This window comes from Streptomyces beijiangensis (genome assembly GCF_017315755.1).
Taxonomy (GTDB): domain Bacteria; phylum Actinomycetota; class Actinomycetes; order Streptomycetales; family Streptomycetaceae; genus Streptomyces; species Streptomyces beijiangensis.
Genome location: NZ_JAFLRJ010000036.1, coordinates 88,321 through 109,302, shown reverse-complemented (window position 1 = coordinate 109,302; position 20,982 = coordinate 88,321). Strand labels below are relative to the sequence as shown.

Below are 20,982 nucleotides of genomic sequence, written 5' to 3'. Positions count from 1 at the left end.
ACACGAGATCACGAGGGCAGCGGAATTCCCCGCAGGCGGTCCCGGCCGCGAATGCCGCGGACCGGGACCACGAGGCGATTCCCCCGGACGACAGGGTCAGCTCTTGGGCATGAGGACGGTGTCGACGATGTAGACGGTGGCGTTGGCGGTGGGGACGTTGCCGCAGACGACGTTGGAGGTGTCGTTGACCTTGTAGGCGGTGCCGGAGCCCGAGGTGGTGAGGCTGCTCTTCTCCAGGGTGGTGAAGGTGCCGTTCTCGAGCTGCTTGGGGGTGAGCTTCTGGCCGACGACGTGGTAGGTGAGGATCTTGGTGAGCTGGGCCTTGTCGTTGAGGACCTTGTCGAGGTCGGCCTTGGGGATCTTCGCGAAGGCGTCGTTGGTCGGGGCGAAGACGGTGATGTTCTGGGCGTTGTTGAGGGTGTCGACCAGGCCGGCCTTCTTCACCGCGGCGACCAGGGTCGACAGGGCGGGGTTGTTGGAGGCGGCGGTGGCGACGGGGTCCTTGGCCATGCCGTCGAAGCTGCCCGCACCGTCCTTGGGGACCGAGGCGCACCCCGGACCGAACGGCTTGTCCGTACTCATCGCATCACCCGACGACGCCATCGACTTGCTCGCGGTCGGCGTGGACTCCGCCGTGCTGTCCTTGCTGTCGCTGGAACAGGCGGTCAGTGCGATCGGCAGGACCGCGGCGGCAGCGGCGATGAGGGCGGCACGGCGGAAACGGGGGGCACTCATGATGGATTCTCCTGTGAGGGGTTGCTGAGGACCGGCCGGAATGTCCGGCCCGGTCAGAGGGTCTGGTGGGGGCGAGGAGGTTCAGTCGACGGTGATCACCACCGAGTGCCGGCCGCTCGCGCCGTCGGGGATGGTGTCGGTGCGCTCCTCGGTCTGGACCTGGCCCGTGCGGTCGGTCGCGCGGACCGTGAGGGTGTGACCGCCGGAGGTGGCGTTCCAGGGACGGGACCACTGGCGCCAGGTGTCGGAGGTGTCCTCGGCGGCGAGATCGGCCGGCATCCAGGGACCGTCGTCGACCTGGATCTCGACCTTGTCGATGCCCCGGTGCTGGGCCCAGGCCACCCCGGCGATCATCACGGTGCCGGCTTTGGGACGGGCGAAGGGCTTGGGGGTGTCGATGCGCGACTCGGTCTTGATCGGCGCTTTCCTGGCCCAGGTCCGCTTCACCCAGTACGGGTCGTAGGAGTCGAACGTCGTCAGTTCGAGATCCTTGATCCACTTGCAGGCGGACACGTATCCGTACAGTCCGGGGACGAGCATCCGGACCGGGAAGCCGTGTGCGAAGGGCAGCGGCTCGCCGTTCATCCCGATGGCCAGCATCGCGTCGCGGCCGTCCATGACGTCCTCCACCGGGCTGCCGATCGTCATCCCGTCCACGGAGCGGGCCACCAGCTGATCGGCCGGACCGCCCCGCGAGGGAGGCTTCACTCCCGCCTCCTTGAGGAGGTCGGCCAGCCGCACACCGATCCAGCGGGCGTTGCCGACGTAGGGGCCGCCCACCTCGTTGGACACGCACGTCAGCGTGATGTCCCGCTCGATGAGCCGGCGGTTCAGCAGGTCCTGGAAGGTGACCGTGACGGGACGGCCGACACCCTTGCCGTGGATGGTGAGTTTCCAGTCCATGGCATCGACCTTGGGCACCACCAGGGCGGTGTCGACGCGGTAGAAGTCGCCGTTCGGCGTGATGAAAGGGCTGATGCCCGGCACATGCAGGGCAGCCCCCGCAGGTACCGGCTGCGCGGCCGATGCCGGAGCGGGCAGGACCACCTTTCCCCGGGAGGCGACGGCTCCCGCGCCGCGCGAACTGTTCAGCGACCGTCCGACGAGCCCCGCACCGGCGGAGGCTGCGGCTGCGGCGGTCGCGGCGATGACGAATCCACGCCGGTCCCAGCCCTGTTCACCCGGTGTATCCGCCGGATCCCTCGCACCGCGCGGCGGCAGGGTGAGACGGCCGATGAGCCAGTACAGCAGCACCGCGCCGACCAACGCCCCGGCGACGGACGGCAGCGCGTCCGCGGAACTGTCCGAGTCCGGACGGCTGGTCGCCGCCAGGGCGCCGACCACTCCGAACAGCAGGACCCCCGCGGCCCCGATACGGCGGTGGCGCAGAGCCAGCACACCGAGCGCGAGCGCCAGCAGACCGAGTACGGCAACGATGCCGAGCTGCAGCACGAGCTTGTCGTTGGTGCCGAAGTGCCGGATCGCCCAGTCCTTCACCGCGGGCGGGGTGCGGTCGATGGCCGCACCGCCCACCGCCACCACGGGCCCCGCTTCGGGGCGTACCACCGCGGACACCAGCTCGGCGACGGCCAGTGCGGCGAACCCGGCCAGCAGTCCCGAGAGGGCTGCGAGCGGAAGGCGGATGCCTCTGCTCCAAATTTTCATCACGGCTGCTATTCGGAGCAGGTACGTGAGGGGATTGGTCGTTCACCTCAACGAGTTCCGAAGGCGCCGCGGAGGCGGACGCCGCCCGGCCGTCGCGAGGACAAGTGCGGTATGTCCCTGGGTGGTTACACCAGGCGACACCTGCCCCTACACTGAGCGCCCCGAAACGAGCTGCGACCAGCAAGAACACACTTCGCAGAGTGGTTCGCTGCAGTAGGGAGCAACCGGGTGTTCTATTACGTACTCAAATACATATTCCTGGGGCCTCTGTTGAGAGTCCTTTTTCGGCCGAGGACCGAGGGGCTCGAACACATACCGGAGGACGGAGCCGCGATCGTCGCGGGGAATCATCTGTCGTTCTCCGACCACTTCCTGATGCCCGTCGTCCTGAAGCGGCGGATCACCTTCCTCGCGAAGCAGGAGTACTTCACCGGCCCCGGCATCAGAGGCCGGCTGACCGCCGCGTTCTTCCGCAGCGCGGGACAGATCCCGGTGGACAGGTCGGGCAAGGAGGCCGGGCAGGCGGCGGTCCGTGAGGGCCTCGGGGTGCTGCGCAAGGGCGAGTTGCTGGGGATCTATCCCGAGGGCACGCGCTCGCACGACGGCCGGCTCTACAAGGGCAAGGTCGGTGTCGCCGTCATGGCGATCAGGGCGCAGGTGCCTGTGGTGCCATGCGCGATGGTGGGCACCTTCGAGATCCAGCCTGCCGGGCAGAAGCTGCCGAACATCAAACGGGTCACCATCCGCTTCGGGGAGCCCCTCGAATTCTCGCGCTACGCGGGCATGGAGAACGAGAAGGCGGCTCTCAGGGCGGTCACCGACGAGATCATCTACGCGATCCTCGGGCTCTCCGGGCAGGAGTACGTGGACCGCTACGCGGCCGATGTGAAGGCCGAGGAGGCCCGGAAGTTCCTGCGCCGTCCGCTGAGCTGAGAGCGAAAGACCCTGGAAACCGTGATCACTTCGCGCCTACGGTCGCCCCATGAGCAAGGGAATCGCGTTCGTGGTCGGGGCAACAGGAATGGTGGGACGGGCTGCGGTGCCCGCGCTCGTCGCGGACGGCTGGGAGGTGCGGGCCGCCTCGCGCGGCGGCGACCGCGTGGCGGGCTGGCCCGGTGAGGTACGTACGGTCACCGTCGACCGCAACGAGGAGGGCGCGCTCGAAGCGGCCCTGGGCGAGGGCTGCGACGTCCTCGTCGACGTGGTCGCGTACGGAAAGGGACACGCACAGCAGCTGGCCGGTCTCGCGGACCGGGTCGGATCGGCCGTGGTGATCTCCAGTCTCTCGGTGTACGAGGACTCCTCGGGCCGGAGTCTCGCCACCCAGGGCGAGCCGGACGGCGCCCCGCGCTTCCCGTTGCCGATGCCGGAGACCCAGGCGACGGTGGCTGCCGACGAGGCGGCGTACGCGGGGCGGAAAGTCGCCCTGGAGCAGGAGCTGCTGGCGAGCGCCCTGCCGGCGACGCTGCTGCGGGCGGGCGCGATCCACGGCCCGTACTGCAAGGCCCCACGCGAACTGTTCTTCGTCAAGCGGGCGCTGGACGGGCGGCCGGTGCGCGTCCTGGCGTACGGCGGCCGCAGCCGCTTCCAGCCGGTGCACTCCTCCAATGTGGCGGAGCTGATCCGGCTCGCCGCCTCGAAGCCCGGTGCGCGGGTGCTCAACGCCGCGGATCCGCAGGCCCCGACGGTGGCGGAGATCAGTGCGGCCGTCGACGGGGTACTGGGCGTACGGAGTGAACTGGTCACCTTCGAGGGGAAGCCGGTCGACGGCACGGTCGGGGCGACCCCGTGGAGCGGTGAGAACCCCGTCGTGCTCGACATGGCGGCCGCCGAGCGCGAGCTGGGCTACCGGCCGGTGACCTCGTACGCCGACTCCCTGCCCGTCACCGTCGCGCTGCTGGCCGAGCGGCTGCGGGGCAAGGACTGGCGGGAGGCCTTCCCCGACATGGCCAGGACGTACGACCCGCATCTCGATCTCTTCGACTACGCGGCCGAGGACACCTGGCTCGCGGCGCGCTGACCGCAGCACGGAGGGGCGGGACCGGATCGCTCCGGTCCCGCCCCTCCGCGGTTCGACCTACGGCTTGGGCGTGGCGTGCGGTGTGCACGTCACGTCGTGGCTGTCGGTCCTGCCGGTGAGCAGGTAGCTGTCCACCTTGGTGTTGATGCACGGGTTGACCAGACCGGTCACACCGTGCGAGCCCGCGTCCTTCTCGGTGATCAGACGCGATCCCCTGAAGGCCTGGTGCAGCTTCACGGCGCCCTCGTACGGGGTGGCCGCGTCACGCTGGGACTGGACGATCAGGACCGTCGGCAGACCCTTGCCGGTCCTGACCTTGACCGGAGTCTGCTGCTTGGTGGACCAGGTGGCACACGGCAGGTTCATCCAGGCGTTCGACCAGGTCAGGAACGGGTACTTCTTGTTGAGCTCGGTGTTGTCGCGGTCCCACTTCTTCCAGCTGGTGGGCCACTTGGCGTCCGCGCACTCGACCGCCGTGTAGACCGCGTTGCCGTTCTCCGCGGAGATGTTGCCCGCGATGTCCGACATGTCGGGGCCTGCTGCGTCGACGAGCGCCTGGGTGTCACCGGCGACGTACTTGCTCCAGGTGGAGGCGACCAGCACCCACGAGGAGTCGTAGTACGGGGCGCTCTGGAAGAAGCCGAGGAGCTCGGCCGGTCCGACGACCCCACCGATGGGGGCCTTCTTCGCGGCGGCCCGCAGCTTCAGCCAGTTGGCCTCGACCTTCGCGGGGGTGTCGCCGAGGTGGTAGGTCGCGTCGTACTTGGCGACCCACGCCTCCCAGTCGTTCCAGCGGCCCTGGAAGGCCACGTCCTGGCCGAGGTTGGCCTCGTACCAGATGTTCGACTGCTCCGGGTTGACCACGCTGTCGACGATCATGCGACGGACGTGGCCGGGGAAGAGCGTCCCGTAGACCGCGCCGAGGTACGTGCCGTAGGAGACGCCCAGGTAGTTGAGCTTCTTCTCACCGAGCGCGGCCCTGATGACATCCAGGTCGCGTGCGGTGTTCGGCGTCGTCATGTACGGCAGCAGGTCGCCGCTGCGCTTGGCGCAGCCGTCCGCGTACGCGGCGGCCAGCTTGCGCTGGACCTTCTTGTCGGCCTCGCTGTCGGGGACCGGGTCGGCCTTGGGGGCCTTCACGAACTCCTGCGGGTCGACGCAGGAGATCGGCGCCGAGTGACCCACACCGCGCGGGTCGAAGCCCACGAAGTCGTACGCCTTGGAAGTGTTCACCCAGAGCGGGTTCTTCGTGGTGACCCGGGTCGGGAAGCGCATGCCCGAGCCGCCGGGGCCGCCCGGGTTGTAGACCAGCGCGCCCTGGCGCTCGGCCGCCGTGCCGGTGGAGACCGCACGGTCGACAGCGATCTTGATCTGCTTGCCGTTGGGCTTGGCATAGTTGACCGGGACGGTCACCCAGCCGCACTGGATCGGCTTCGAGAAGCCCCAGTCCGCCGGACAGTCCGCCCAGGCGATACCCGTCTTCGCGGCCTTCGCGGCCGCGACGGCGGCGCCGTACGCCTCGGTCTTGCCCTGCGAGGAGCCGTGGCCTCCGTGGTGGCGGCCGTCGGCGGTCGCCGGAACTGCCATGGCACTCGCTATGAGGGTCGCTGCGGCGGCAATCGCGCCGGCCGAGCCGAGCACTGCGGTGCGTCTCAAGTGGTACCTCCCCCTCCGTGAAGCGCCGCTCGTGGCGGCGCGTCTCTGTACGTACCCGGGGATCCTCGCCCCTGGAGTGCCCCCGGCAACAGGTCGTACAGATGTTTCTTTACCAATCCGATAGCCGGAGCCGGTGGTACCGCTCAGCGGTGCGCCGGACCGGCCGCCCAACCTCCGCGCATGGAAGGGACATTGCGGGTGACCCGCATCTCCCCGGGACCGTCCCCGAGACCCAAGGAGTGCTCATGACCGGTTACGGAACCAGCGCATCGCACCGTGAGTCGCGCGGGATGGCGAAGGCCGCCGTGATCCTCGGCATCGCCGACCTGGTGATCTTCGGAGCTCTGCCGGCCTTCGCCGCCTCCAACGCCGGGTTCAGCTGGTACGTCGGCAGCTGACGGCCCGCGTCACCCGGCCTCGTCGCGCAGTACGGCGTCGAGGAGCCTGCGCAGCAACAGCGCGTCGGGGGCCAGCGCGGTGACGAGAACGGCGGGGCCTGCGAGAGGGGTGAGGACTGCTGTCCCTGACAGAATCCTCACCTCCGGCTCTTTCTCCTCGAACGCCGGATCCACGATCAGGAGCTGGCCGACGGCCCGGTGTCCGCCGAGAACGGCGCCGCCGTCCCAGCCGCCGGGCGCGCCGGGGCCGTACCCCAACTCCTGGTCCAGGAGCGGGCGTCCGTCGCGGTGGACAGTGAGGCGGGTGGAGAGCGTGCCGGGCATTTCGCCGTACCGGCCCAGGATCTGCTCCTCGCGGTAGACCAGCCGGGCGGTGGGGGCGAGATCGATACGGGTCCGCATCCTGAGGTCGCTGCCGTACGCGGAGATCAACTGCTCGGGCAGCCAGCGCAGTTCGGAATCGTCGCCGACCGTGAGGCGTACGTCGTAGTGGGCCCGTTCTCCGTCGCGGCCGGGGAGGGCGATGGTGGCCGCCGCCGAGTCGACCGCGAGCCGCGCCCCTGCCCCCACCTCGGCCTCGATCGCCAGCCGGTCGCCGCCGAGCGGTGCGCTCATCGCGCCGACGACGGTCACCTTGGCCCCTGCCCCCGAGGCGCGCGTGCGCCGCAGGGCCAGGGGTCCGGCGCTCTCCAGCACGGGGAGCGCGGTGGCGCCGCCCTCCGTACGGACCGCGTGGATACGGGCGGTGGCCCGGATGCTCATGCCACCCAGCCGGCGAGCTGCTCGCGCAGCCAGTCGACGACGGGCCCGACCCCGTCCTCGCCCTTCAACGAGGTGAAGACGACGGGCAGTTCACCGCGCTGCGCCGCGGCGTCGCGGGCCATCCGGTCCAGGTCGGAGCCGACGTACGGCGCGAGGTCGGTCTTGTTGATCACGAGCAGATCTGCCGTGGTGACACCGGGCCCTCCCTTGCGCGGGATGTCGTCGCCGCCCGCCACGTCGATGACGAAGATCTGGGCATCGACGAGCCCCTTGGAGAAGGTCGCGGTGAGGTTGTCGCCGCCGGACTCGACGAGAATCAGGTCGAGCGGGCCGACCGCCTCCTCCAGGTCTTCGACGGCTTCGAGGTTGGCCGATATGTCGTCGCGGATGGCGGTGTGCGGGCAGGCACCCGTCTCCACGGCCTGGATCCGCTCGGGCGGCAGCACCGCGTTGCGCAGCAGGAACTCGGCGTCCTCGCGGGTGTAGATGTCGTTGGTGACGACGGCGATGGACAACTCGGTGCGGAGCGCCCGGCAGAGGGCGGCCACGGTCGCGGTCTTGCCGGAACCGACGGGTCCGCCGAGGCCGACGCGCAGGGCGCGCCTGCGGCCGTCGGGGCGGGTGGCATCGGCACTGACGGCGGCGGGGCCTTCGTGGGAATGGTCGATGTGCATGGTGCGACTCCTTGGGCCGTGCGGAGTTCTTACGAGGCGAAGAGGCGTACGGGCCAGGCCGCATGCGCCTCCGCCGTGATGTCGAGCAACGGCGCGGAGGCTGCGGGGAGTTCGCCGAAGCCGCCGCGCGCGGCTTCGGCAGCCCGCCGGGCGACCTCGTCCATCTCCGGGGCCAGGCGCGCGAGGACGGCCGTCGCGTCGAAGGGGTTCAGGCTCAGCAGACGTACGACCGCTGTCGCCGGACCGCTCACCGTCTCGTACGCGACACAGTGCGCGGCGTCCTCGGGGCCGAGCCCCGCCGACCGGGCGGCGAGCCCGAGGACGACAGGCTGGTGCGCGCCGCGCGGCCGGGCCGCTGCCAGTGCTTCCAGCTCGGGTGACGGCCAGCTGGCGCGGGCGGCCCGCATCATCTGGCGGCCGAGCCTGCGCGCGGTGGCGCGCAGGGCGGGTGACGGCGTACGGGCGTCGGCCGCCTCGTCGAGGCGGAGCGGGTCGAGACCGAGCGCGGCCGCGGCGGCGAGCGCCGCCGCGGTGAGTCCGGCGGTGTGCAGCCGCCCCCGGCAGAAGGCGGCCAGATCCTGGGCGTCGCGTATCCGCCCCGCCTTGACGGCCGGTTCGGCGCCGCCGGAGTGCGCGTGGCCTCCGGCGGGGAACCGGCCGTCGGCGAGGACGAGCAGTGCTGCGCGGCTCATCAGGAGCCCATCAGAAGAGGAAGTAACGCTGGGCCATGGGCAGTTCGGCGGCGGGCGCGGGCTCGACCGCCTCGCCGTCGATGGTCACCGTGAAGGTGTCGGCGTCGACAGTGACGCGCGGCAGCGCGTCGTTCTCCCGCATGTCCGCCTTGGTGATCCCCCGAGTGGAGTGGATCGGGACGAGCTGCTTGCCGGGCCCGAGCCGTTCCTCCAGGCCGTCGTCGATCGCCGTCTGAGTGACGAAGTTGTACGAATTGGCCGCGGGCGCGCGCCCCTTGGCGCCGAACATCGGGCGCGGCATGACCGGCTGCGGGGTCGGGATGGAGGCGTTGGCGTCGCCCATCTGTGCGTACGCGATCTGTCCGCCCTTGATCACCAGCAGTGGCTTGACGCCGAAGAACGCGGGCTCCCACAGCACCAGGTCGGCGAGTTTCCCGGTCTCCACCGAGCCGATCTCGTGGTCGAGGCCCTGGGCGACGGCCGGGTTGATCGTGTATTTGGCGACATAGCGACGTGCCCGGTGGTTGTCGGCGCGCCCGTCCCCGGGGAGTGAACCCCGGCGCTTCTTCATCACATGGGCGGTCTGCCAGGTCCGCAGGGCGACCTCGCCGATGCGCCCCATCGCCTGGGCGTCCGAGGAGATGATCGAGATGGCGCCGAGGTCGTGGAGGATGTCCTCGGCCGCGATGGTCGAGGGCCGGATCCGGGACTCGGCGAACGCCAGGTCCTCGGGGACGGACGGGTTGAGGTGGTGGCAGACCATCAGCATGTCGAGGTGTTCCTCGATGGTGTTGACGGTGTGCGGGCGGGTCGGGTTGGTGGAGCTGGGCAGGATGTACGGCTCGGAGACCACCGTGATGATGTCCGGCGCGTGCCCGCCACCCGCCCCCTCCGTGTGGTACGCGTGGATGGTGCGACCCGCGATGGCGGCCAGGGTGTCGCCGACGAACCCGGCCTCGTTGAGGGTGTCGGTGTGGATGGCGAGCTGGGCGCCCGTCTCGTCGCAGACCCGCAGACAGGCGTCGATGACCGCCGGGGTGGCACCCCAGTCCTCGTGGATCTTGAATCCGAGCGCGCCGCCCCGCAGTTGGGAGTGCATCGCGTCGCGGGACATGGTGTTGCCCTTGCCGAGCAGCCCGATGTTGACCGGGTACTCCTCCAGCGCCTCGAACATCCGGGTGAGGTGCCACTGGCCCGGGGTGACGGTGGTCGCCTTGGTGCCCTCGGCCGGTCCTGTGCCGCCGCCGACGAGCGTGGTGACTCCCGCCGACAGCGCCTGGTCGACGAGGGTCGGCGAGATGAAGTGGACGTGTGCGTCGACGGTTCCGGCGGTGAGGATCCGGCCGTTGCCCGCGATGATCTCGGTCTCGGGACCGATGACCAGATCGGGGTGGACTCCGTCCATGGTGTCGGGGTTGCCGGCCTTGCCGATCCCGGATATCCGGCCGTCGCGGATGCCGATGTCGGCCTTGACGATGCCCCAGTGGTCGAGGATCACCGCGCCGGTGATGACGGTGTCGGGTGCGCCTTCGGCACGGGTCGTACGGGACTGGCCCATCGACTCGCGGATCACCTTTCCGCCGCCGAACACCGCCTCGTCACCGGCGAGTCCGGGTCCGCCGGAACGGTCCTCCTCGATCTCGATGAGCAGGTCGGTGTCGGCGAGACGGATCCGGTCGCCGGTGGTGGGGCCGAACAGGTCGGCGTACACGGCGCGGGAGAGCTCAGGCATCGAGGGAACCTCCGGTCTCTCCCCGCAGGCCGGGGATGATGCGCGCCCCGGTGAAGGGGACGAGTTCGACGTCGACCGGGATCCCGGGCTCGAAGCGCACGGCGGTGCCCGCGGCGATGTTCAGCCGCTGTCCGCGGGCGGCGGCGCGGTCGAAGGCCAGACCGGGGTTGGCCTCGGCGAAGTGGTAGTGGGAGCCGACCTGGACGGGCCGGTCGGCGGCGTTCAGGACGGTGAGGCGGGTGACGGGGCGCCCCTCGTTGAAGGGGACGACCCCTTCCGCGTACAGGATCTCTCCGGGAATCATCGGTGCCGCTCCCCCGTCAGGCTATGGGCTCGTGGACGGTGACGAGCTTGGTGCCGTCCGGGAAGGTCGCCTCGACCTGTACGTCGTGGATCATCTCGGGGATGCCCTCCATGACGTCCGCACGGCTGAGCACTTTGCGTCCGGATGCCATGAGTTCGGCGACGGTACGTCCGTCCCTGGCGCCCTCCAGGATGTGCGAGGTGATGAGGGCGATCGTCTCGGGGTGATTGAGCCGCAGCCCGCGCGCCCGTCGCTTCGCGGCCACATCCGCTGCCACATGAATGAGCAGCCGTTCCTGCTCATGCGGGGTCAATTGCACGCTTCCACCTCACAGTTCGCGGCCCAGTGCCCGGCTGGGCGCAGCGGGGCCGTACCCGAACTTCAACATTTCGTTGAGGTGCGACGACAGACCCCGCGGCCAGGCATTGCACATTAGGGCGGAAGTTTTTCCGATGCGTTAACTGATCCTTTGATTACTCATGATCAGCGGCACGCGGGCCGTTCCTCCGTATACGGACACGGCGTTCAGCGCTCGCGGTGCTCCGCGGCGATACCGAAGCGGCCGCGTTCGCCGGGAGCGGACGTGATCGAGCGCACGGAGGAGACCGAACTGATCACCTGTTCCTCGGCCACCACCGACTCGCTCTCGAGTCGCTCCAGGTCAGCGGCGGACACCAGTGCGACAAGCGGCTTGCCATGGCGTGTGACGACCACCCGTTCGCCGCCGTAGACGACACGGTTGATCAAGTCGGCAAGCTCTGCCCGGGCTTGCGTCACGGGAATCTCGTAGGCCATGCTCCCCATCATAACGCCCTGTACGTCCTGTACATTTTTTACAGGAGCGTCGCCCGAGGAGAGGTATGCCCATGCACAGCCCTTCCGCCCACAGCGCCCGTTACGTACTGCCCGAGTTCACCGAGCGCACCAGTTCGGGGAGCCGCACCCTCGACCCGTACTCGAAGCTGCTCGGGGAGCGCGTCGTCTTCCTCGGGACCGCCGTGGACGACATCTCGGCCAACGACGTGATCGCGCAGTTCATCCATCTCGAGTACGACGCCCCCGACCGTGACATCTCGCTCTACATCAACTCGCCCGGCGGCTCGGTCAGCGCCATGTCCGCGATCTACGACACCATGCAGCTCATCGGCTGCGACGTCGCCACCTACTGCCTGGGCCAGGCCGCGTCCACTGCCGCCGTACTGCTGGCCGCCGGCGCCCCGGGCAAGCGGGCGGCGCTGCCTGGTGCGCGGATCGTCGTGACGCAGCCCGCGATCGACGAACCCGTACAGGGGCAGCCGTCCGATCTGGAGATCCACAGCCGTGAGCTGCTGCGCATGAGGGAGCTGATGGCCTCGATCCTCGTCACGCACACGGGCCGCAGCGCCGGGCAGATCGCGGCGGACATCGAACGCACGCAGGTCTTCGACGCCACCGGGGCCAAGGCGTACGGGCTGGTCGACCATGTCGTCACCAAGAGGTGACCGGGATGCTGCCACCGGAGTTGCCGCCGCTGCCCGCGCTGACGCGCGCCGAGGCCGAGTTCATCGACAGCTATCTGGACGTGGTGGACCAGCTGGGGCGGATCAATCCCGCCCGCGGCAGCGACACCTACGGGGCGCTGAGGGCAGCGCAGGCGCTGGTCGCCCGCGCCGCCGAGCTCCGGGACGCACTGACGCTGATGCACGCCCGCGGCGAGGACCGGCTCCATGCCGGGACCCTCGCGACGGCGCTGCGGGTGCTGGACGGGGAGCGCAGAGCCGGACGGGTTACCGTGCCACCCCCGGCGGGGAATTGATCTGTCTCCCCCGGATGGCGTAGACGGGACTAGGCCCTCTGCACCAAATGACTTGCGCGGTGCACTGAGACGTAGTACGGAATCTGCGATTCCGCACCTGGCGGGGCGGTCGTCGAGGGCTCGACGCTCTACAGCTGCGGAGTCCTGTCCACCCGAACAGGGCAGTCGTGAGGAGCCTCACATACCAACGGTAAAGTTCGGAAATCCGGCACTTCATGCGTCAAGATCCCTGATGACGACAAGCCCCCGCCACCTCGGCGGGGCGGTCCGGGCGGACGCCGAGTCCTGCCGCCGCACCCGGACGTCTGGTCGACAGGAGTGCATCGGCAGGAGTGGAGGACCCAGGCAGTACGGGCCCGACCCGAGTGTGGGATCGGCCCTTGGGGTGAAGCCGCGAGCAGCGGCCGGGCATCTTCGCCAGTCCGAATCCGACAGGTCATCCTTCACAGGCGGTTGACGAAGGGTTGCGCATGACTGCGCGGATTTGTGTCCCGTCCCTGCTGTCCAGAACCGGTGCCGTAACGGTTCTCACCGCCGCCGCTGTAGGTGGCACCCTGCTGGCGCCCGGCGCCGCATCCGAGGCCCAGGCGGCCACACTCGCGACGAAGGCGCTGAATGTCGCCGCGTCCAAGAAGGGATCGCTGTACAAGTACGGGGCCGCGGGCCCGTCCCGGTTCGACTGCTCGGGGCTGACGCTCTACTCGTACAAGAAGGCGGGCAAGAGCCTGCCGCGCACGGCACAGGCGCAGTACAACAAGGTGCGCCACATCTCGTCCGGCAGCCGGGTCCGGGGCGACCTGGTCTTCTTCCACTCCGGACGCAACGTCTACCACGTGGGGATCTACGCCGGCAGCGGCAAGATCTGGCACTCGCCCAAGACGGGCTCCGTGGTGAAGCTCGAGAAGATCTGGACGAAGAGCGTCTGGTACGGACGCGTGCGCTGACGCGCTGTCCCGCCGGCCGGGGCATGGTCTCCGGCCGGCTGGCTACCCGCACTCCATGACTGACGAGGGTGCCGGCACAGAACGCGACGAGACACGGCTGGAGCGGGCCGACCGCAACTACGGCGAACTGCTCCAGGAGCTCAGGGTTGTCCAGACCGGCGTGCAGTTCCTCTTCGCCTTTCTGCTGACCCTCGCCTTCACCAGCCGTTTTCCTGAGCTCGACTCCTTCGAGCGGGGGACCTATGTGACGACCCTGCTGCTCACCGTGGTGGCCGCCGGGCTCTTCACCGCTCCCGCAGCGCTGCACCGAGTCCTGTTCGGTCAGGGCGCGAAGGAGCGGATCGTGACGGTGTCCTCGCGGCTCGCGGGCGCGGGGATGGCCGTTCTGGCGCTCGCCCTTTCGGCGTCGGTGCTGCTGGTCGTCGATGTGGTCCACGGGATGCCGGAGGGCATCGCGGCAGGCGTAGGCACGCTGCTCGTCTGCGGCGGGCTGTGGGCGGTGCTGCCGTGGCTGGTGGGACGCGAGCTCAGTGGGAAACGGAGCCGGCCACGAGGATCACGCCGAGACCGGCCAGAGCGGTCCCGGTGACGCCCTCGACCGTCCTGGCCGTACGAGGCCTGCGCAGCCAGTGCCCGAGCCGGTCCACCAGGAGCGCCACGGCCGGGAACCACACGAGGGCGAGCGCGACCACGATCGAGGCGAGCAGCAGGGTACGGGGCAGGACGGGCGCCCCGTGCGGGACGAACTGGGGCAGCAGGCTGAGGAAGAGGACCGGCGCCTTGGGGTTGAGGACATTGGTGAGGAAGCCCTGGCGCAGGCAGCGCCCGATGCCGTCGGCCGCATCCCCGTCCGCCTCCGGCTGCACGGGTGCGGGGCGGAGCACCGCGTGGAGCGCGCGGCAGCCCAGGTAGAGGATGTAGATCCCGCCCGCGATCTGGAGCGTACGGAAGAGGACCGGCACCGCGACGAGGACGGCGGCCAGTCCGGCGACGGCCAGCGCGGTGTGCACCAGGAGCCCCCCTGCCACGCCGACAGCGCAGGCGACACCGGCGCCGCGCGAGGCGAGCGCGTTGCGTACGACCACGGCGAAGTCCGCGCCGGGCATGGCGACCATGCCTGCGGCGACCCCGGTGAAAGCGAGCAGTTGAGCGTCCATGCCGTACAGCCTGGACTGCCGGAGGCTTTAACGTGTACTTGCAATCTTCTGGGTCTGCCTGAAGGAACCCTTAATGTACGATCCGACGCGCCTGACCGCGCTGGTGGCGGTCGCCGAGGCCGGTTCGATCACCGGGGCCGCCGTGCGGCTCGGTTACACCGCGCCCGCGCTCTCCCAGCAGATCACCAAGCTGGAGCGCGAGGCGGGAGCCACTCTTCTCGTACGCCACCGCCGCGGGGCCAGGCTGACCGCGGCCGGTGAGCTGCTGGCTGCGCGGGCCCGCACCGTACTGGACGAGATGGACCGGGCCCGGCACGAATTGTCCCAGCTGGCCGGCCTCTCCGGCGGCCGGCTGAAGGTGGGCACCTTCACCACCGCGGGCATCCATCTGCTGCCGCCGGTGCTGAGCTCCTTCCGCCGCGCCCATCCTGATGTGGAGCTGACCCTCGCCGACTACGAGCCGCCGAACGGTGTGAACGCGGTGGCCACCGGCGAGGCGGACCTGGCGCTGACCCATGCGTACGAGCCCGCCGTCTCCGCGCCGCCGCCCTCGGGGGTGGCCCTGGAGCCGCTGCTGGTGGAGGAACTGGTGCTGGTGACCGCGCCGGGACATGTCCTTGCGGGCGGTACGGGACGGCTGCCGGTGGCCTCGCTCGCCGGGCAGCCGCTGATCAGCAGCGCGCCCGCACATCCGCCCCGGCAGGGTGTCGAGTCCGCGCTGGCCGCGGCGGGGGCGACGCCCGCGGTGGTGTGCGAGACGCCGGGTTACGCCCTGGTGTGCGCGCTGGTCAGTGCCGGGATCGGGGTGGCGGTGGTGCCGGAGATGGTCGCTGCGATGTCGATGACGCCGCTGGGCGTACGCCCCCTGGAGCCCTCCGCGTACCGCCGTACGATCTCGGTCGCATACCGGACGGGCGAGGAGAGCCCGGCCGCCGACACCCTCCGGGCGCTGTTGCGCGGAGGGTTCGGGCGCGGCCAGGAGGGGCGTCCCTCCTAGGTTCTGTGCTCCTAGGAGCGGTCCGGCTGGGACCTGTCCGGCCATCTCTCGACGGCGGCCGTCCACGGCAGCGCGATCCAGACCGTCTTGCCGCCCTCGGGGGTCGGGGTGACGGTCAGCCGCCCGCCACACTCCGCGGCCAGCCAGCGGATGATCACCATGCCGCGGCCGTTGTCCTGCTGGACGGCGGCGGGCAGTCGCTGCGGCCACCTCGGATGGCTGTCGGTGACGCCGATGCGCAGTTGCTCGTCGCGGTCCAGCTGGACGTCGACCGTGAAGGTGGGTGACTGCCCGAAGGTGTGCTGTACGGCATTGGTCGCCAGCTCCGAGACGATCAACCGAACGGTGTCGGCGATCTCCGTATCCGCCGGAAGCCCCCATTCGGTCAGTACGTTGGCGACAAAGCGACGGGCGGAGGATACCGAGCCCGGCTCGCTCGGCAGAGTGACGGATGCTTCCTGATGGTCTGCCATGGCGTCGCTGTCCCTTTCCCTCCGAGGCCGGCTCCGACGCATTCCGGATATGTCCTTCGAGGACGGCCTCGGACTGTGCTTCGCGCCAGAGTGCCACTCATCGTGCCGCCATCGGCGCCGATCCACCGAGATGTGCATATATCTGTCGCCCGAAGTGATGAACTCTGCTACGGAAGGCCGTATTTGGGAGGCAGACTGGCCCATCGCCGCATGGCAGGAGTGAAGGGAGAATCCTATGGGCAACGGCCCTGCGGTGCGACGCCGCAAACTGGGCATGGAATTACGGAATCTGCGTTGCCGTGCCGGACTCACCAGCAATCAGGCAGCACAGCTCGTGGGCTGGCACCAGTCCAAGATCAGCCGCATCGAGACGGGTCGGAGCGGGGTGAAAACAGCCGATGTGACACTGCTCCTCGACGCGTACGGGGTGCGCGACCCCCAACAGCGCGCACTGTTCACGGCGTTGTCGGGCGCCGGCGACGACGGGGGCGCCCACTGGTGGCACGCCTACCGGGGGCTGCTGCCGCCCCAGTACCAGGATTTCATCAGTCTGGAGTCACAGGCGAGGACCGCAAAGACCCTGGAGACTTCGGCGGTGCCAGGGCTGCTGCAGACCCCGGACTACGCACGGGCCGTCACCCGCGCCTCGCTGGCCGAACTGCCGCAGGACGCCGTCGACTCACTGGTGGAGGTGCGTCTCGCCCGCCAGGAGGTGCTGAGGGTGGAGTACCCGCTGGAGCTGAGCGCCGTGATCGACGAGGCGGTGCTGCACCGGCCGGTCGGCGGCCGCAGGGTGATGGCGGACCAGCTGCGCCATTTGACGGATACCGCCCAACTGCCGCAAGTACGACTCCAAGTACTGCCCGTTGGTATCGGCGCCTACATCGGAATGACATGTCCTTTCATTATCTTCTCCTTTCCGAACATTGCTGATCTGGATGTGGTTGTTCTCGACCACTTGACGAGTAGCCTCTACCTTGAGCGGAAAGAAGACCTTGAGGCATACAGCGCCGCGTTCCGCACCATTCAGGCGCTCGCCCTTCCGCCACAGCACTCATTGGATCTCATCGCCGGGATCGGTGACGGCGTGTAAGGGGAGGCATCATGTCCATGCGCCATGCGAACACCTCTTCCAGCACTTCCACTTCTCTGCACGGCGCGCAATGGCGGCGCAGCAGCCGCAGTACCGGAATGAACAACTGTGTCGAGGCGGCACAGCTCGGCTGCGGCCGGCTTGCCGTACGTGATTCGAAGAACGTCACGTTCCCCGCACTGCTCTTCGCGGCCGGAACGTGGACGGACTTCCTGGCCGCCGTGCGCGACGAGGCGCTCGGGAACCTGGACTGACGGTCATCCGGTGGGCGCGGTCGCCACGATCGTGTCCACCGCCGTCCTGATCTGCCGGTCCGTCAGGTCGGCCCGCGCGGTGAGTCGCAGCCGCGAGATGCCGTCCGGGACCGACGGCGGCCGGAAACATCCGACGGCCAGGCCCGCGCTCCGGCAGTCGCCTGCCCAGCGCACCGCGGCTTCCGCGGACGGGGCGATGACGGAGACGACAGCGGCCTGCGGCCGTGACGCGGTCAGTCCTGCGCCGGTCAGACCTTCGTAGAGTGCGCTCGCCACGGTACGGGCACGCCCCGCCAGGGCGGGCTCGCGGCGCAGCAGCCGCAGTCCTTCCAGGGCGGCTCCCGCCGCTGCCGGTGCGAGGCCCGTGTCGAAGATGAACGTACGGGCGGTGTTCACCAGGTGCTCGATGACCCGGGCGGGCCCCAGGACCGCGCCGCCCTGACTGCCCAGCGACTTGGACAGCGTGACGGTGGCGACCACGTCCGCGTCGCCCGCGAGTCCCGCGGCGCTGACCGCTCCCCTGCCTCCCTCGCCGAGCACACCGAGACCGTGTGCGTCGTCGACGACGAGCGCAGCCCCGAACTCACGGCATACGGCGGCCAGTTCGGCGAGCGGCGCGGCGTCGCCGTCGACGGAGAAGATGGAGTCGGTGACGGTGAGCGCCCGGCCGCCGTACGCGTCGAGCGTCTTGCGTACGGCCTCGGGGTCGGTGTGCGGGACGACCGCGGTCCCGGCGCGGGAGAGCCGGCAGCCGTCCACGATCGAGGCGTGATTGCCCGCGTCGGAGACGATCAGCGAGTCGGCTCCGGTGAGCGCCGTGAGCGCGGCCAGGTTCGCCGCGTAGCCGGAGGACAGGACGAGGGCGGCCTCGAAACCGCAGAAGTCGGCCAGTTCGCGTTCGAGCTCGGCGTGCAGTTCGGTGGTGCCGGTGACGAGGCGCGAGCCGGTGGCGCCCGCGCCCCAGCGGCGGGCGGCCTCGGCGGCGGCACCGGTCAGTTCCGGCCGCCGGGTGAGCCCCAGATAGTCGTTGCTCGCCAGGTCGAGAAGCGCCGACACCGGGGGGCGCGGACGCAGCGTGCGCACCAGACCGGCCGCCTCGCGCCCCCGGGCCGCTTCGTCGATCCAGCGGAACCCATCAAAAGCGTCACGGGGCATGGGCGTTCCTTTTGTAGGCAGTGCACAGACACTAGCGGCGGCCGTCCGAGGTCAGGGTGTGGCAATGCACACACCGTGGACCGGGTCTGTTGTGCGGTTCCTCCTTGGCGGCGCATGGTGCCGTACGCCAGGATCAGGCCCATGGACCTGCTGAACACACTGGTGGACAAAGGGCTGCGGCGCGAGCTGCCGACCCGCGAAGAAGCTCTCGCCGTACTGGCGACCTCCGACGACGAACTGCTCGATGTGGTGGCCGCGGCCGGGAAGGTGCGCCGTCAGTGGTTCGGGAAGCGGGTGAAGCTCAACTATCTCGTCAATCTGAAGTCGGGTCTCTGCCCCGAGGACTGCTCGTACTGCTCGCAGCGGCTCGGCTCCAAGGCCGAGATCCTGAAGTACACCTGGCTGAAGCCCGACGAGGCCTCCAAGGCGGCGGCCGCCGGTGTGGCGGGCGGCGCAAAGCGGGTCTGTCTGGTGGCGAGCGGACGCGGTCCTTCCGACCGTGACATCGACCGCGTCTCGGAGACCATCGAGGCGATCAAGGGCGAGAACGAGGGCGTCGAAGTCTGTGCCTGCCTGGGGCTGTTGAAGGGCGGCCAGGCCGAGCGGCTGCGGGACGCCGGCGCCGACGCGTACAACCACAACCTCAACACCTCAGAAGCCACATACAAGGACATCTGCTCCACGCATGAGTTCTCCGATCGCGTGGAGACCGTCCAGCACGCCCAGTCGGCGGGCCTCTCGGCCTGCTCCGGACTGATCGCGGGCATGGGCGAGAGCGACGCCGACCTGGTCGACGTGGTCTTCGCGCTGCGCGGCCTGGACCCCGACTCGGTGCCGGTCAACTTCCTGATCCCCTTCGAGGGGACGCCCCTCGCAGAGGAGTGGAACCTCACCCCGCAGCGGTGCCTGCGCATCCTGGCGATGGTCCGGTTCGTCTGCCCGGACGCGGAGGTACGGCTCGCGGGCGGGCGCGAGGTGCATCTGCGCTCGATGCAGCCGCTCGCCCTGAACCTGGTCAACTCCATCTTCCTGGGCGACTACCTGACCAGCGAGGGCCAGGCGGGCAAGGCCGACCTCGACATGATCGCGGACGCCGGTTTCGTGGTGGAGGGCGCCGGGGAGACCACGCTGCCCGACCACCGCGACGGTCTGGTGTCGGTACGCCGCCGGGGCGCGGGGACGGATCTCGCACCCAATGCCTGAGCTGCTCGACCTGCGTGAGCTGCTCGAACTCGACCGCCGTCATGTGTGGCATCCGTACGGACCGATGCCAGGACGCCAGGAGCCGCTGCTGGTGGAGTCGGCCTCGGGCGTACGGCTGCGGGTCGCGGGCACCGGTGACCTCATCGACGGCATGTCGTCCTGGTGGTCGGCGATCCACGGCTACAACCACCCGGTGCTCAACGCGGCGGCCCACGGCCAGGTGGAGCGGATGAGCCATGTGATGTTCGGCGGGCTCACCCATGAGCCCGCCGTGCGGCTCGCCGCGAAGCTGGTGGAGATCACACCGGAGCCGCTGCAGCACGTCTTCCTCGCCGACTCGGGTTCGGTGTCGGTCGAGGTCGCGGTGAAGATGTGCCTCCAGTACTGGCGTTCGGTGGGGCGGCCCGCCAAGCAGCGGCTGCTGACCTGGCGCGGCGGCTACCACGGGGACACCTGGCAGCCCATGTCCGTATGTGATCCCGAGGGCGGGATGCACGAGCTGTGGTCGGGTGCGCTGCCGCGTCAGGTCTTCGCGGACGCCCCGCCGGCGGAGTTCGACGAGGCGTACGCCGACCGGCTGCGGGAGCTGATCGGGCTCCATGCGCACGAGGTGGCCGCGGTGATCGTGGAGCCGGTCGTGCAGGGCGCGGGCGGGATGCGGTTCCACTCCCCCGCGTATCTGCGGGTGCTGCGCGAGGCGTGCGACGCCCATGACGTGCTGCTGGTCTTCGACGAGATCGCCACCGGTTTCGGCCGTACGGGCGAGCTCTTCGCGGCGGACCATGCGGGTGTCTCCCCCGATGTGATGTGTGTGGGCAAGGCGCTGACCGGCGGCTATCTGACGATGGCGGCAACGCTCTGCACGGAGCGGGTGGCGGCAGGGATCGCGCAGGGCGAGGTCCCCGTCCTCGCGCACGGTCCGACCTTCATGGGCAATCCGCTGGCCTCCGCGGTCGCACTGGCCTCGATCGAGCTGCTGCTCGGCCAGGACTGGCGGCAGGAGGTCAAGCGGCTGGAGACCGGGCTGCGCGACGGTCTGGCCGATGTCGCGGGGCTGCCGGGTGTGCGGGACGTACGGGTCCTGGGCGCGATCGGTGTCGTACAGCTGGACCGTCCGGTGGACATGGCGGCGGCCACCAGGGCTGCCGTACGGGAGGGCGTCTGGCTGCGGCCGTTCCGCGATCTCGTCTACACCATGCCGCCGTACGTCACCGGGGACGCGGACCTCGCACAGATCTGCCGTGCGGTGCGCGCGGTCGCACAGGAGGGCTGA

The 20,982-nt window shown here is 69.7% G+C and carries 25 protein-coding genes and 1 riboswitch; of the genes, 12 read left to right on the top strand and 13 right to left on the bottom strand.

The window, feature by feature from the left end:
- Window positions 1–96: 96 nt before the first annotated feature.
- Window positions 97–735, bottom strand: coding sequence for a fasciclin domain-containing protein (locus J0695_RS04875; RefSeq protein WP_206960490.1), 639 nt, complete (start codon window positions 733–735; stop codon window positions 97–99).
- Window positions 736–816: 81 nt separating this feature from the next.
- Complete coding sequence (locus J0695_RS04870; protein WP_206960597.1) at window positions 817–2,400, bottom strand: molybdopterin-dependent oxidoreductase; 1,584 nt, start codon at window positions 2,398–2,400, stop codon at window positions 817–819.
- Window positions 2,401–2,628: 228 nt separating this feature from the next.
- On the opposite strand from J0695_RS04870, the gene J0695_RS04865 reads away from it, so the two are divergent.
- Both J0695_RS04865 and J0695_RS04860 read left to right on the top strand, forming a co-directional pair.
- Complete coding sequence (locus J0695_RS04865) at window positions 2,629–3,333, top strand: lysophospholipid acyltransferase family protein (protein ID WP_206960489.1); 705 nt, start codon at window positions 2,629–2,631, stop codon at window positions 3,331–3,333.
- Between the two features lie 49 nt (window positions 3,334–3,382).
- Window positions 3,383–4,420 carry an NAD-dependent epimerase/dehydratase family protein gene (locus tag J0695_RS04860; protein WP_206960488.1) on the top strand — a complete coding sequence of 346 codons (1,038 nt, stop codon included), beginning with the start codon at window positions 3,383–3,385 and terminating at the stop codon, window positions 4,418–4,420.
- Between the two features lie 57 nt (window positions 4,421–4,477).
- Here the strand turns inward: J0695_RS04860 and J0695_RS04855 are convergent, their stop codons facing one another.
- A complete protein-coding gene (locus tag J0695_RS04855) occupies window positions 4,478–6,076 on the bottom strand; it encodes an alpha/beta hydrolase (protein WP_242552216.1) in 1,599 nt (532 codons plus the stop codon).
- 245 nt (window positions 6,077–6,321) lie between these two features.
- On the opposite strand from J0695_RS04855, the gene J0695_RS04850 reads away from it, so the two are divergent.
- Entirely contained in the window at window positions 6,322–6,474 is a 153-nt protein-coding gene (locus J0695_RS04850) for a hypothetical protein (RefSeq protein WP_206960599.1), read from the top strand.
- A gap of 9 nt (window positions 6,475–6,483) precedes the next feature.
- On the opposite strand, the gene J0695_RS04845 is transcribed toward J0695_RS04850, so the two are convergent.
- The 7 genes from J0695_RS04845 to J0695_RS04815 all read right to left on the bottom strand — a co-directional run bounded on the left by J0695_RS04845 (window position 6,484) and on the right by J0695_RS04815 (window position 11,433).
- Window positions 6,484–7,236, bottom strand: coding sequence for an urease accessory protein UreD (locus tag J0695_RS04845; protein WP_206960486.1), 753 nt, complete (start codon window positions 7,234–7,236; stop codon window positions 6,484–6,486).
- The gene (gene ureG, locus J0695_RS04840) at window positions 7,233–7,910 is read right to left on the bottom strand and encodes an urease accessory protein UreG (RefSeq protein ID WP_206960483.1); all 678 of its coding nucleotides are present in this window, start codon (window positions 7,908–7,910) and stop codon (window positions 7,233–7,235) included. Before ureG ends, J0695_RS04845 begins: the two co-directional genes overlap by 4 nt.
- A gap of 29 nt (window positions 7,911–7,939) precedes the next feature.
- Window positions 7,940–8,602, bottom strand: coding sequence for an urease accessory protein UreF (locus J0695_RS04835; RefSeq protein WP_206960481.1), 663 nt, complete (start codon window positions 8,600–8,602; stop codon window positions 7,940–7,942).
- Window positions 8,603–8,612: 10 nt separating this feature from the next.
- Window positions 8,613–10,334 (bottom strand): urease subunit alpha, encoded by a 1,722-nt coding sequence (locus J0695_RS04830; protein WP_206960479.1) that lies wholly within the window; start codon window positions 10,332–10,334, stop codon window positions 8,613–8,615.
- Window positions 10,327–10,638 carry an urease subunit beta gene (locus J0695_RS04825; protein ID WP_206960478.1) on the bottom strand — a complete coding sequence of 104 codons (312 nt, stop codon included), beginning with the start codon at window positions 10,636–10,638 and terminating at the stop codon, window positions 10,327–10,329. Before J0695_RS04825 ends, J0695_RS04830 begins: the two co-directional genes overlap by 8 nt.
- A 16-nt stretch (window positions 10,639–10,654) precedes the next feature.
- On the bottom strand, window positions 10,655–10,957 hold the full coding sequence (locus tag J0695_RS04820) for an urease subunit gamma (protein ID WP_206960474.1): 303 nt from the start codon (window positions 10,955–10,957) through the stop codon (window positions 10,655–10,657).
- A 206-nt stretch (window positions 10,958–11,163) separates the two neighbouring features.
- Window positions 11,164–11,433 carry a type II toxin-antitoxin system Phd/YefM family antitoxin gene (locus J0695_RS04815; protein WP_206960472.1) on the bottom strand — a complete coding sequence of 90 codons (270 nt, stop codon included), beginning with the start codon at window positions 11,431–11,433 and terminating at the stop codon, window positions 11,164–11,166.
- A 71-nt stretch (window positions 11,434–11,504) separates the two neighbouring features.
- Between J0695_RS04815 and J0695_RS04810 the strand changes: the two genes are divergently transcribed.
- From J0695_RS04810 to J0695_RS04795, 4 genes are all read left to right on the top strand, one after another.
- Window positions 11,505–12,119 carry an ATP-dependent Clp protease proteolytic subunit gene (locus J0695_RS04810; RefSeq protein WP_206960470.1) on the top strand — a complete coding sequence of 205 codons (615 nt, stop codon included), beginning with the start codon at window positions 11,505–11,507 and terminating at the stop codon, window positions 12,117–12,119.
- Window positions 12,120–12,124: 5 nt separating this feature from the next.
- Window positions 12,125–12,433 carry a hypothetical protein gene (locus tag J0695_RS04805; protein WP_206960468.1) on the top strand — a complete coding sequence of 103 codons (309 nt, stop codon included), beginning with the start codon at window positions 12,125–12,127 and terminating at the stop codon, window positions 12,431–12,433.
- Between the two features lie 309 nt (window positions 12,434–12,742).
- Window positions 12,743–12,900: riboswitch (cyclic di-AMP (ydaO/yuaA leader) on the top strand.
- A gap of 3 nt (window positions 12,901–12,903) precedes the next feature.
- Entirely contained in the window at window positions 12,904–13,377 is a 474-nt protein-coding gene (locus tag J0695_RS04800; RefSeq protein WP_206960466.1) for a C40 family peptidase, read from the top strand.
- 55 nt (window positions 13,378–13,432) lie between these two features.
- Window positions 13,433–13,966 (top strand): DUF6328 family protein, encoded by a 534-nt coding sequence (locus J0695_RS04795; protein ID WP_206960464.1) that lies wholly within the window; start codon window positions 13,433–13,435, stop codon window positions 13,964–13,966.
- Here J0695_RS04795 and J0695_RS04790 read toward each other — a convergent pair.
- Complete coding sequence (locus J0695_RS04790; RefSeq protein ID WP_206960462.1) at window positions 13,905–14,534, bottom strand: LysE family translocator; 630 nt, start codon at window positions 14,532–14,534, stop codon at window positions 13,905–13,907. The genes J0695_RS04795 and J0695_RS04790 overlap by 62 nt on opposite strands.
- Window positions 14,535–14,607: 73 nt before the next feature.
- Between J0695_RS04790 and J0695_RS04785 the strand changes: the two genes are divergently transcribed.
- Window positions 14,608–15,531, top strand: coding sequence for a LysR family transcriptional regulator (locus tag J0695_RS04785; RefSeq protein WP_206960460.1), 924 nt, complete (start codon window positions 14,608–14,610; stop codon window positions 15,529–15,531).
- Window positions 15,532–15,542: 11 nt separating this feature from the next.
- Here J0695_RS04785 and J0695_RS04780 read toward each other — a convergent pair whose 3' ends face one another.
- Window positions 15,543–16,004, bottom strand: coding sequence for an ATP-binding protein (locus tag J0695_RS04780; protein ID WP_206960458.1), 462 nt, complete (start codon window positions 16,002–16,004; stop codon window positions 15,543–15,545).
- A 235-nt stretch (window positions 16,005–16,239) separates the two neighbouring features.
- Between J0695_RS04780 and J0695_RS04775 the strand changes: the two genes are divergently transcribed.
- Together J0695_RS04775 and J0695_RS04770 are read left to right on the top strand one after the other, a co-directional pair.
- Window positions 16,240–17,097 (top strand): helix-turn-helix domain-containing protein, encoded by an 858-nt coding sequence (locus J0695_RS04775; protein WP_206960456.1) that lies wholly within the window; start codon window positions 16,240–16,242, stop codon window positions 17,095–17,097.
- Between the two features lie 17 nt (window positions 17,098–17,114).
- Window positions 17,115–17,351, top strand: a complete 237-nt coding sequence (locus J0695_RS04770; RefSeq protein WP_206960589.1) for a DUF397 domain-containing protein — start codon at window positions 17,115–17,117, stop codon at window positions 17,349–17,351.
- 3 nt (window positions 17,352–17,354) lie between these two features.
- On the opposite strand, the gene J0695_RS04765 is transcribed toward J0695_RS04770, so the two are convergent.
- Window positions 17,355–18,506, bottom strand: a complete 1,152-nt coding sequence (locus J0695_RS04765) for an 8-amino-7-oxononanoate synthase (protein WP_206960455.1) — start codon at window positions 18,504–18,506, stop codon at window positions 17,355–17,357.
- 141 nt (window positions 18,507–18,647) lie between these two features.
- Here J0695_RS04765 and bioB point away from each other — a divergent pair, with 141 nt between their 5' ends.
- Together bioB and J0695_RS04755 are read left to right on the top strand one after the other, a co-directional pair.
- Window positions 18,648–19,709, top strand: a complete 1,062-nt coding sequence (bioB, locus tag J0695_RS04760) for a biotin synthase BioB (protein ID WP_206960454.1) — start codon at window positions 18,648–18,650, stop codon at window positions 19,707–19,709.
- Window positions 19,702–20,982, top strand: coding sequence for an adenosylmethionine--8-amino-7-oxononanoate transaminase (locus J0695_RS04755; protein WP_206960453.1), 1,281 nt, complete (start codon window positions 19,702–19,704; stop codon window positions 20,980–20,982). Before bioB ends, J0695_RS04755 begins: the two co-directional genes overlap by 8 nt.

Excerpts from the sequence above, each read along its gene's own strand:
- J0695_RS04875 (WP_206960490.1), bottom strand. The coding sequence starts at position 735 with ATGAGTGCCCCCCGTTTCCGCCGTGCCGCCCTCATCGCCGCTGCCGCC.
- J0695_RS04870 (WP_206960597.1), bottom strand. The coding sequence starts at position 2,400 with ATGAAAATTTGGAGCAGAGGCATCCGCCTTCCGCTCGCAGCCCTCTCG.
- J0695_RS04860 (WP_206960488.1), top strand. The coding sequence starts at position 3,383 with ATGAGCAAGGGAATCGCGTTCGTGGTCGGGGCAACAGGAATGGTGGGA.
- J0695_RS04850 (WP_206960599.1), top strand. The coding sequence starts at position 6,322 with ATGACCGGTTACGGAACCAGCGCATCGCACCGTGAGTCGCGCGGGATG.
- J0695_RS04845 (WP_206960486.1), bottom strand. The coding sequence starts at position 7,236 with ATGAGCATCCGGGCCACCGCCCGTATCCACGCGGTCCGTACGGAGGGC.
- ureG (WP_206960483.1), bottom strand. The coding sequence starts at position 7,910 with ATGCACATCGACCATTCCCACGAAGGCCCCGCCGCCGTCAGTGCCGAT.
- J0695_RS04835 (WP_206960481.1), bottom strand. The coding sequence starts at position 8,602 with ATGAGCCGCGCAGCACTGCTCGTCCTCGCCGACGGCCGGTTCCCCGCC.
- J0695_RS04830 (WP_206960479.1), bottom strand. The coding sequence starts at position 10,334 with ATGCCTGAGCTCTCCCGCGCCGTGTACGCCGACCTGTTCGGCCCCACC.
- J0695_RS04825 (WP_206960478.1), bottom strand. The coding sequence starts at position 10,638 with ATGATTCCCGGAGAGATCCTGTACGCGGAAGGGGTCGTCCCCTTCAAC.
- J0695_RS04815 (WP_206960472.1), bottom strand. The coding sequence starts at position 11,433 with ATGGCCTACGAGATTCCCGTGACGCAAGCCCGGGCAGAGCTTGCCGAC.
- J0695_RS04810 (WP_206960470.1), top strand. The coding sequence starts at position 11,505 with ATGCACAGCCCTTCCGCCCACAGCGCCCGTTACGTACTGCCCGAGTTC.
- J0695_RS04805 (WP_206960468.1), top strand. The coding sequence starts at position 12,125 with ATGCTGCCACCGGAGTTGCCGCCGCTGCCCGCGCTGACGCGCGCCGAG.
- J0695_RS04800 (WP_206960466.1), top strand. The coding sequence starts at position 12,904 with ATGACTGCGCGGATTTGTGTCCCGTCCCTGCTGTCCAGAACCGGTGCC.
- J0695_RS04795 (WP_206960464.1), top strand. The coding sequence starts at position 13,433 with ATGACTGACGAGGGTGCCGGCACAGAACGCGACGAGACACGGCTGGAG.
- J0695_RS04790 (WP_206960462.1), bottom strand. The coding sequence starts at position 14,534 with ATGGACGCTCAACTGCTCGCTTTCACCGGGGTCGCCGCAGGCATGGTC.
- J0695_RS04785 (WP_206960460.1), top strand. The coding sequence starts at position 14,608 with ATGTACGATCCGACGCGCCTGACCGCGCTGGTGGCGGTCGCCGAGGCC.
- J0695_RS04780 (WP_206960458.1), bottom strand. The coding sequence starts at position 16,004 with ATGGCAGACCATCAGGAAGCATCCGTCACTCTGCCGAGCGAGCCGGGC.
- J0695_RS04775 (WP_206960456.1), top strand. The coding sequence starts at position 16,240 with ATGGGCAACGGCCCTGCGGTGCGACGCCGCAAACTGGGCATGGAATTA.
- J0695_RS04770 (WP_206960589.1), top strand. The coding sequence starts at position 17,115 with ATGCGCCATGCGAACACCTCTTCCAGCACTTCCACTTCTCTGCACGGC.
- J0695_RS04765 (WP_206960455.1), bottom strand. The coding sequence starts at position 18,506 with ATGCCCCGTGACGCTTTTGATGGGTTCCGCTGGATCGACGAAGCGGCC.
- bioB (WP_206960454.1), top strand. The coding sequence starts at position 18,648 with ATGGACCTGCTGAACACACTGGTGGACAAAGGGCTGCGGCGCGAGCTG.
- J0695_RS04755 (WP_206960453.1), top strand. The coding sequence starts at position 19,702 with ATGCCTGAGCTGCTCGACCTGCGTGAGCTGCTCGAACTCGACCGCCGT.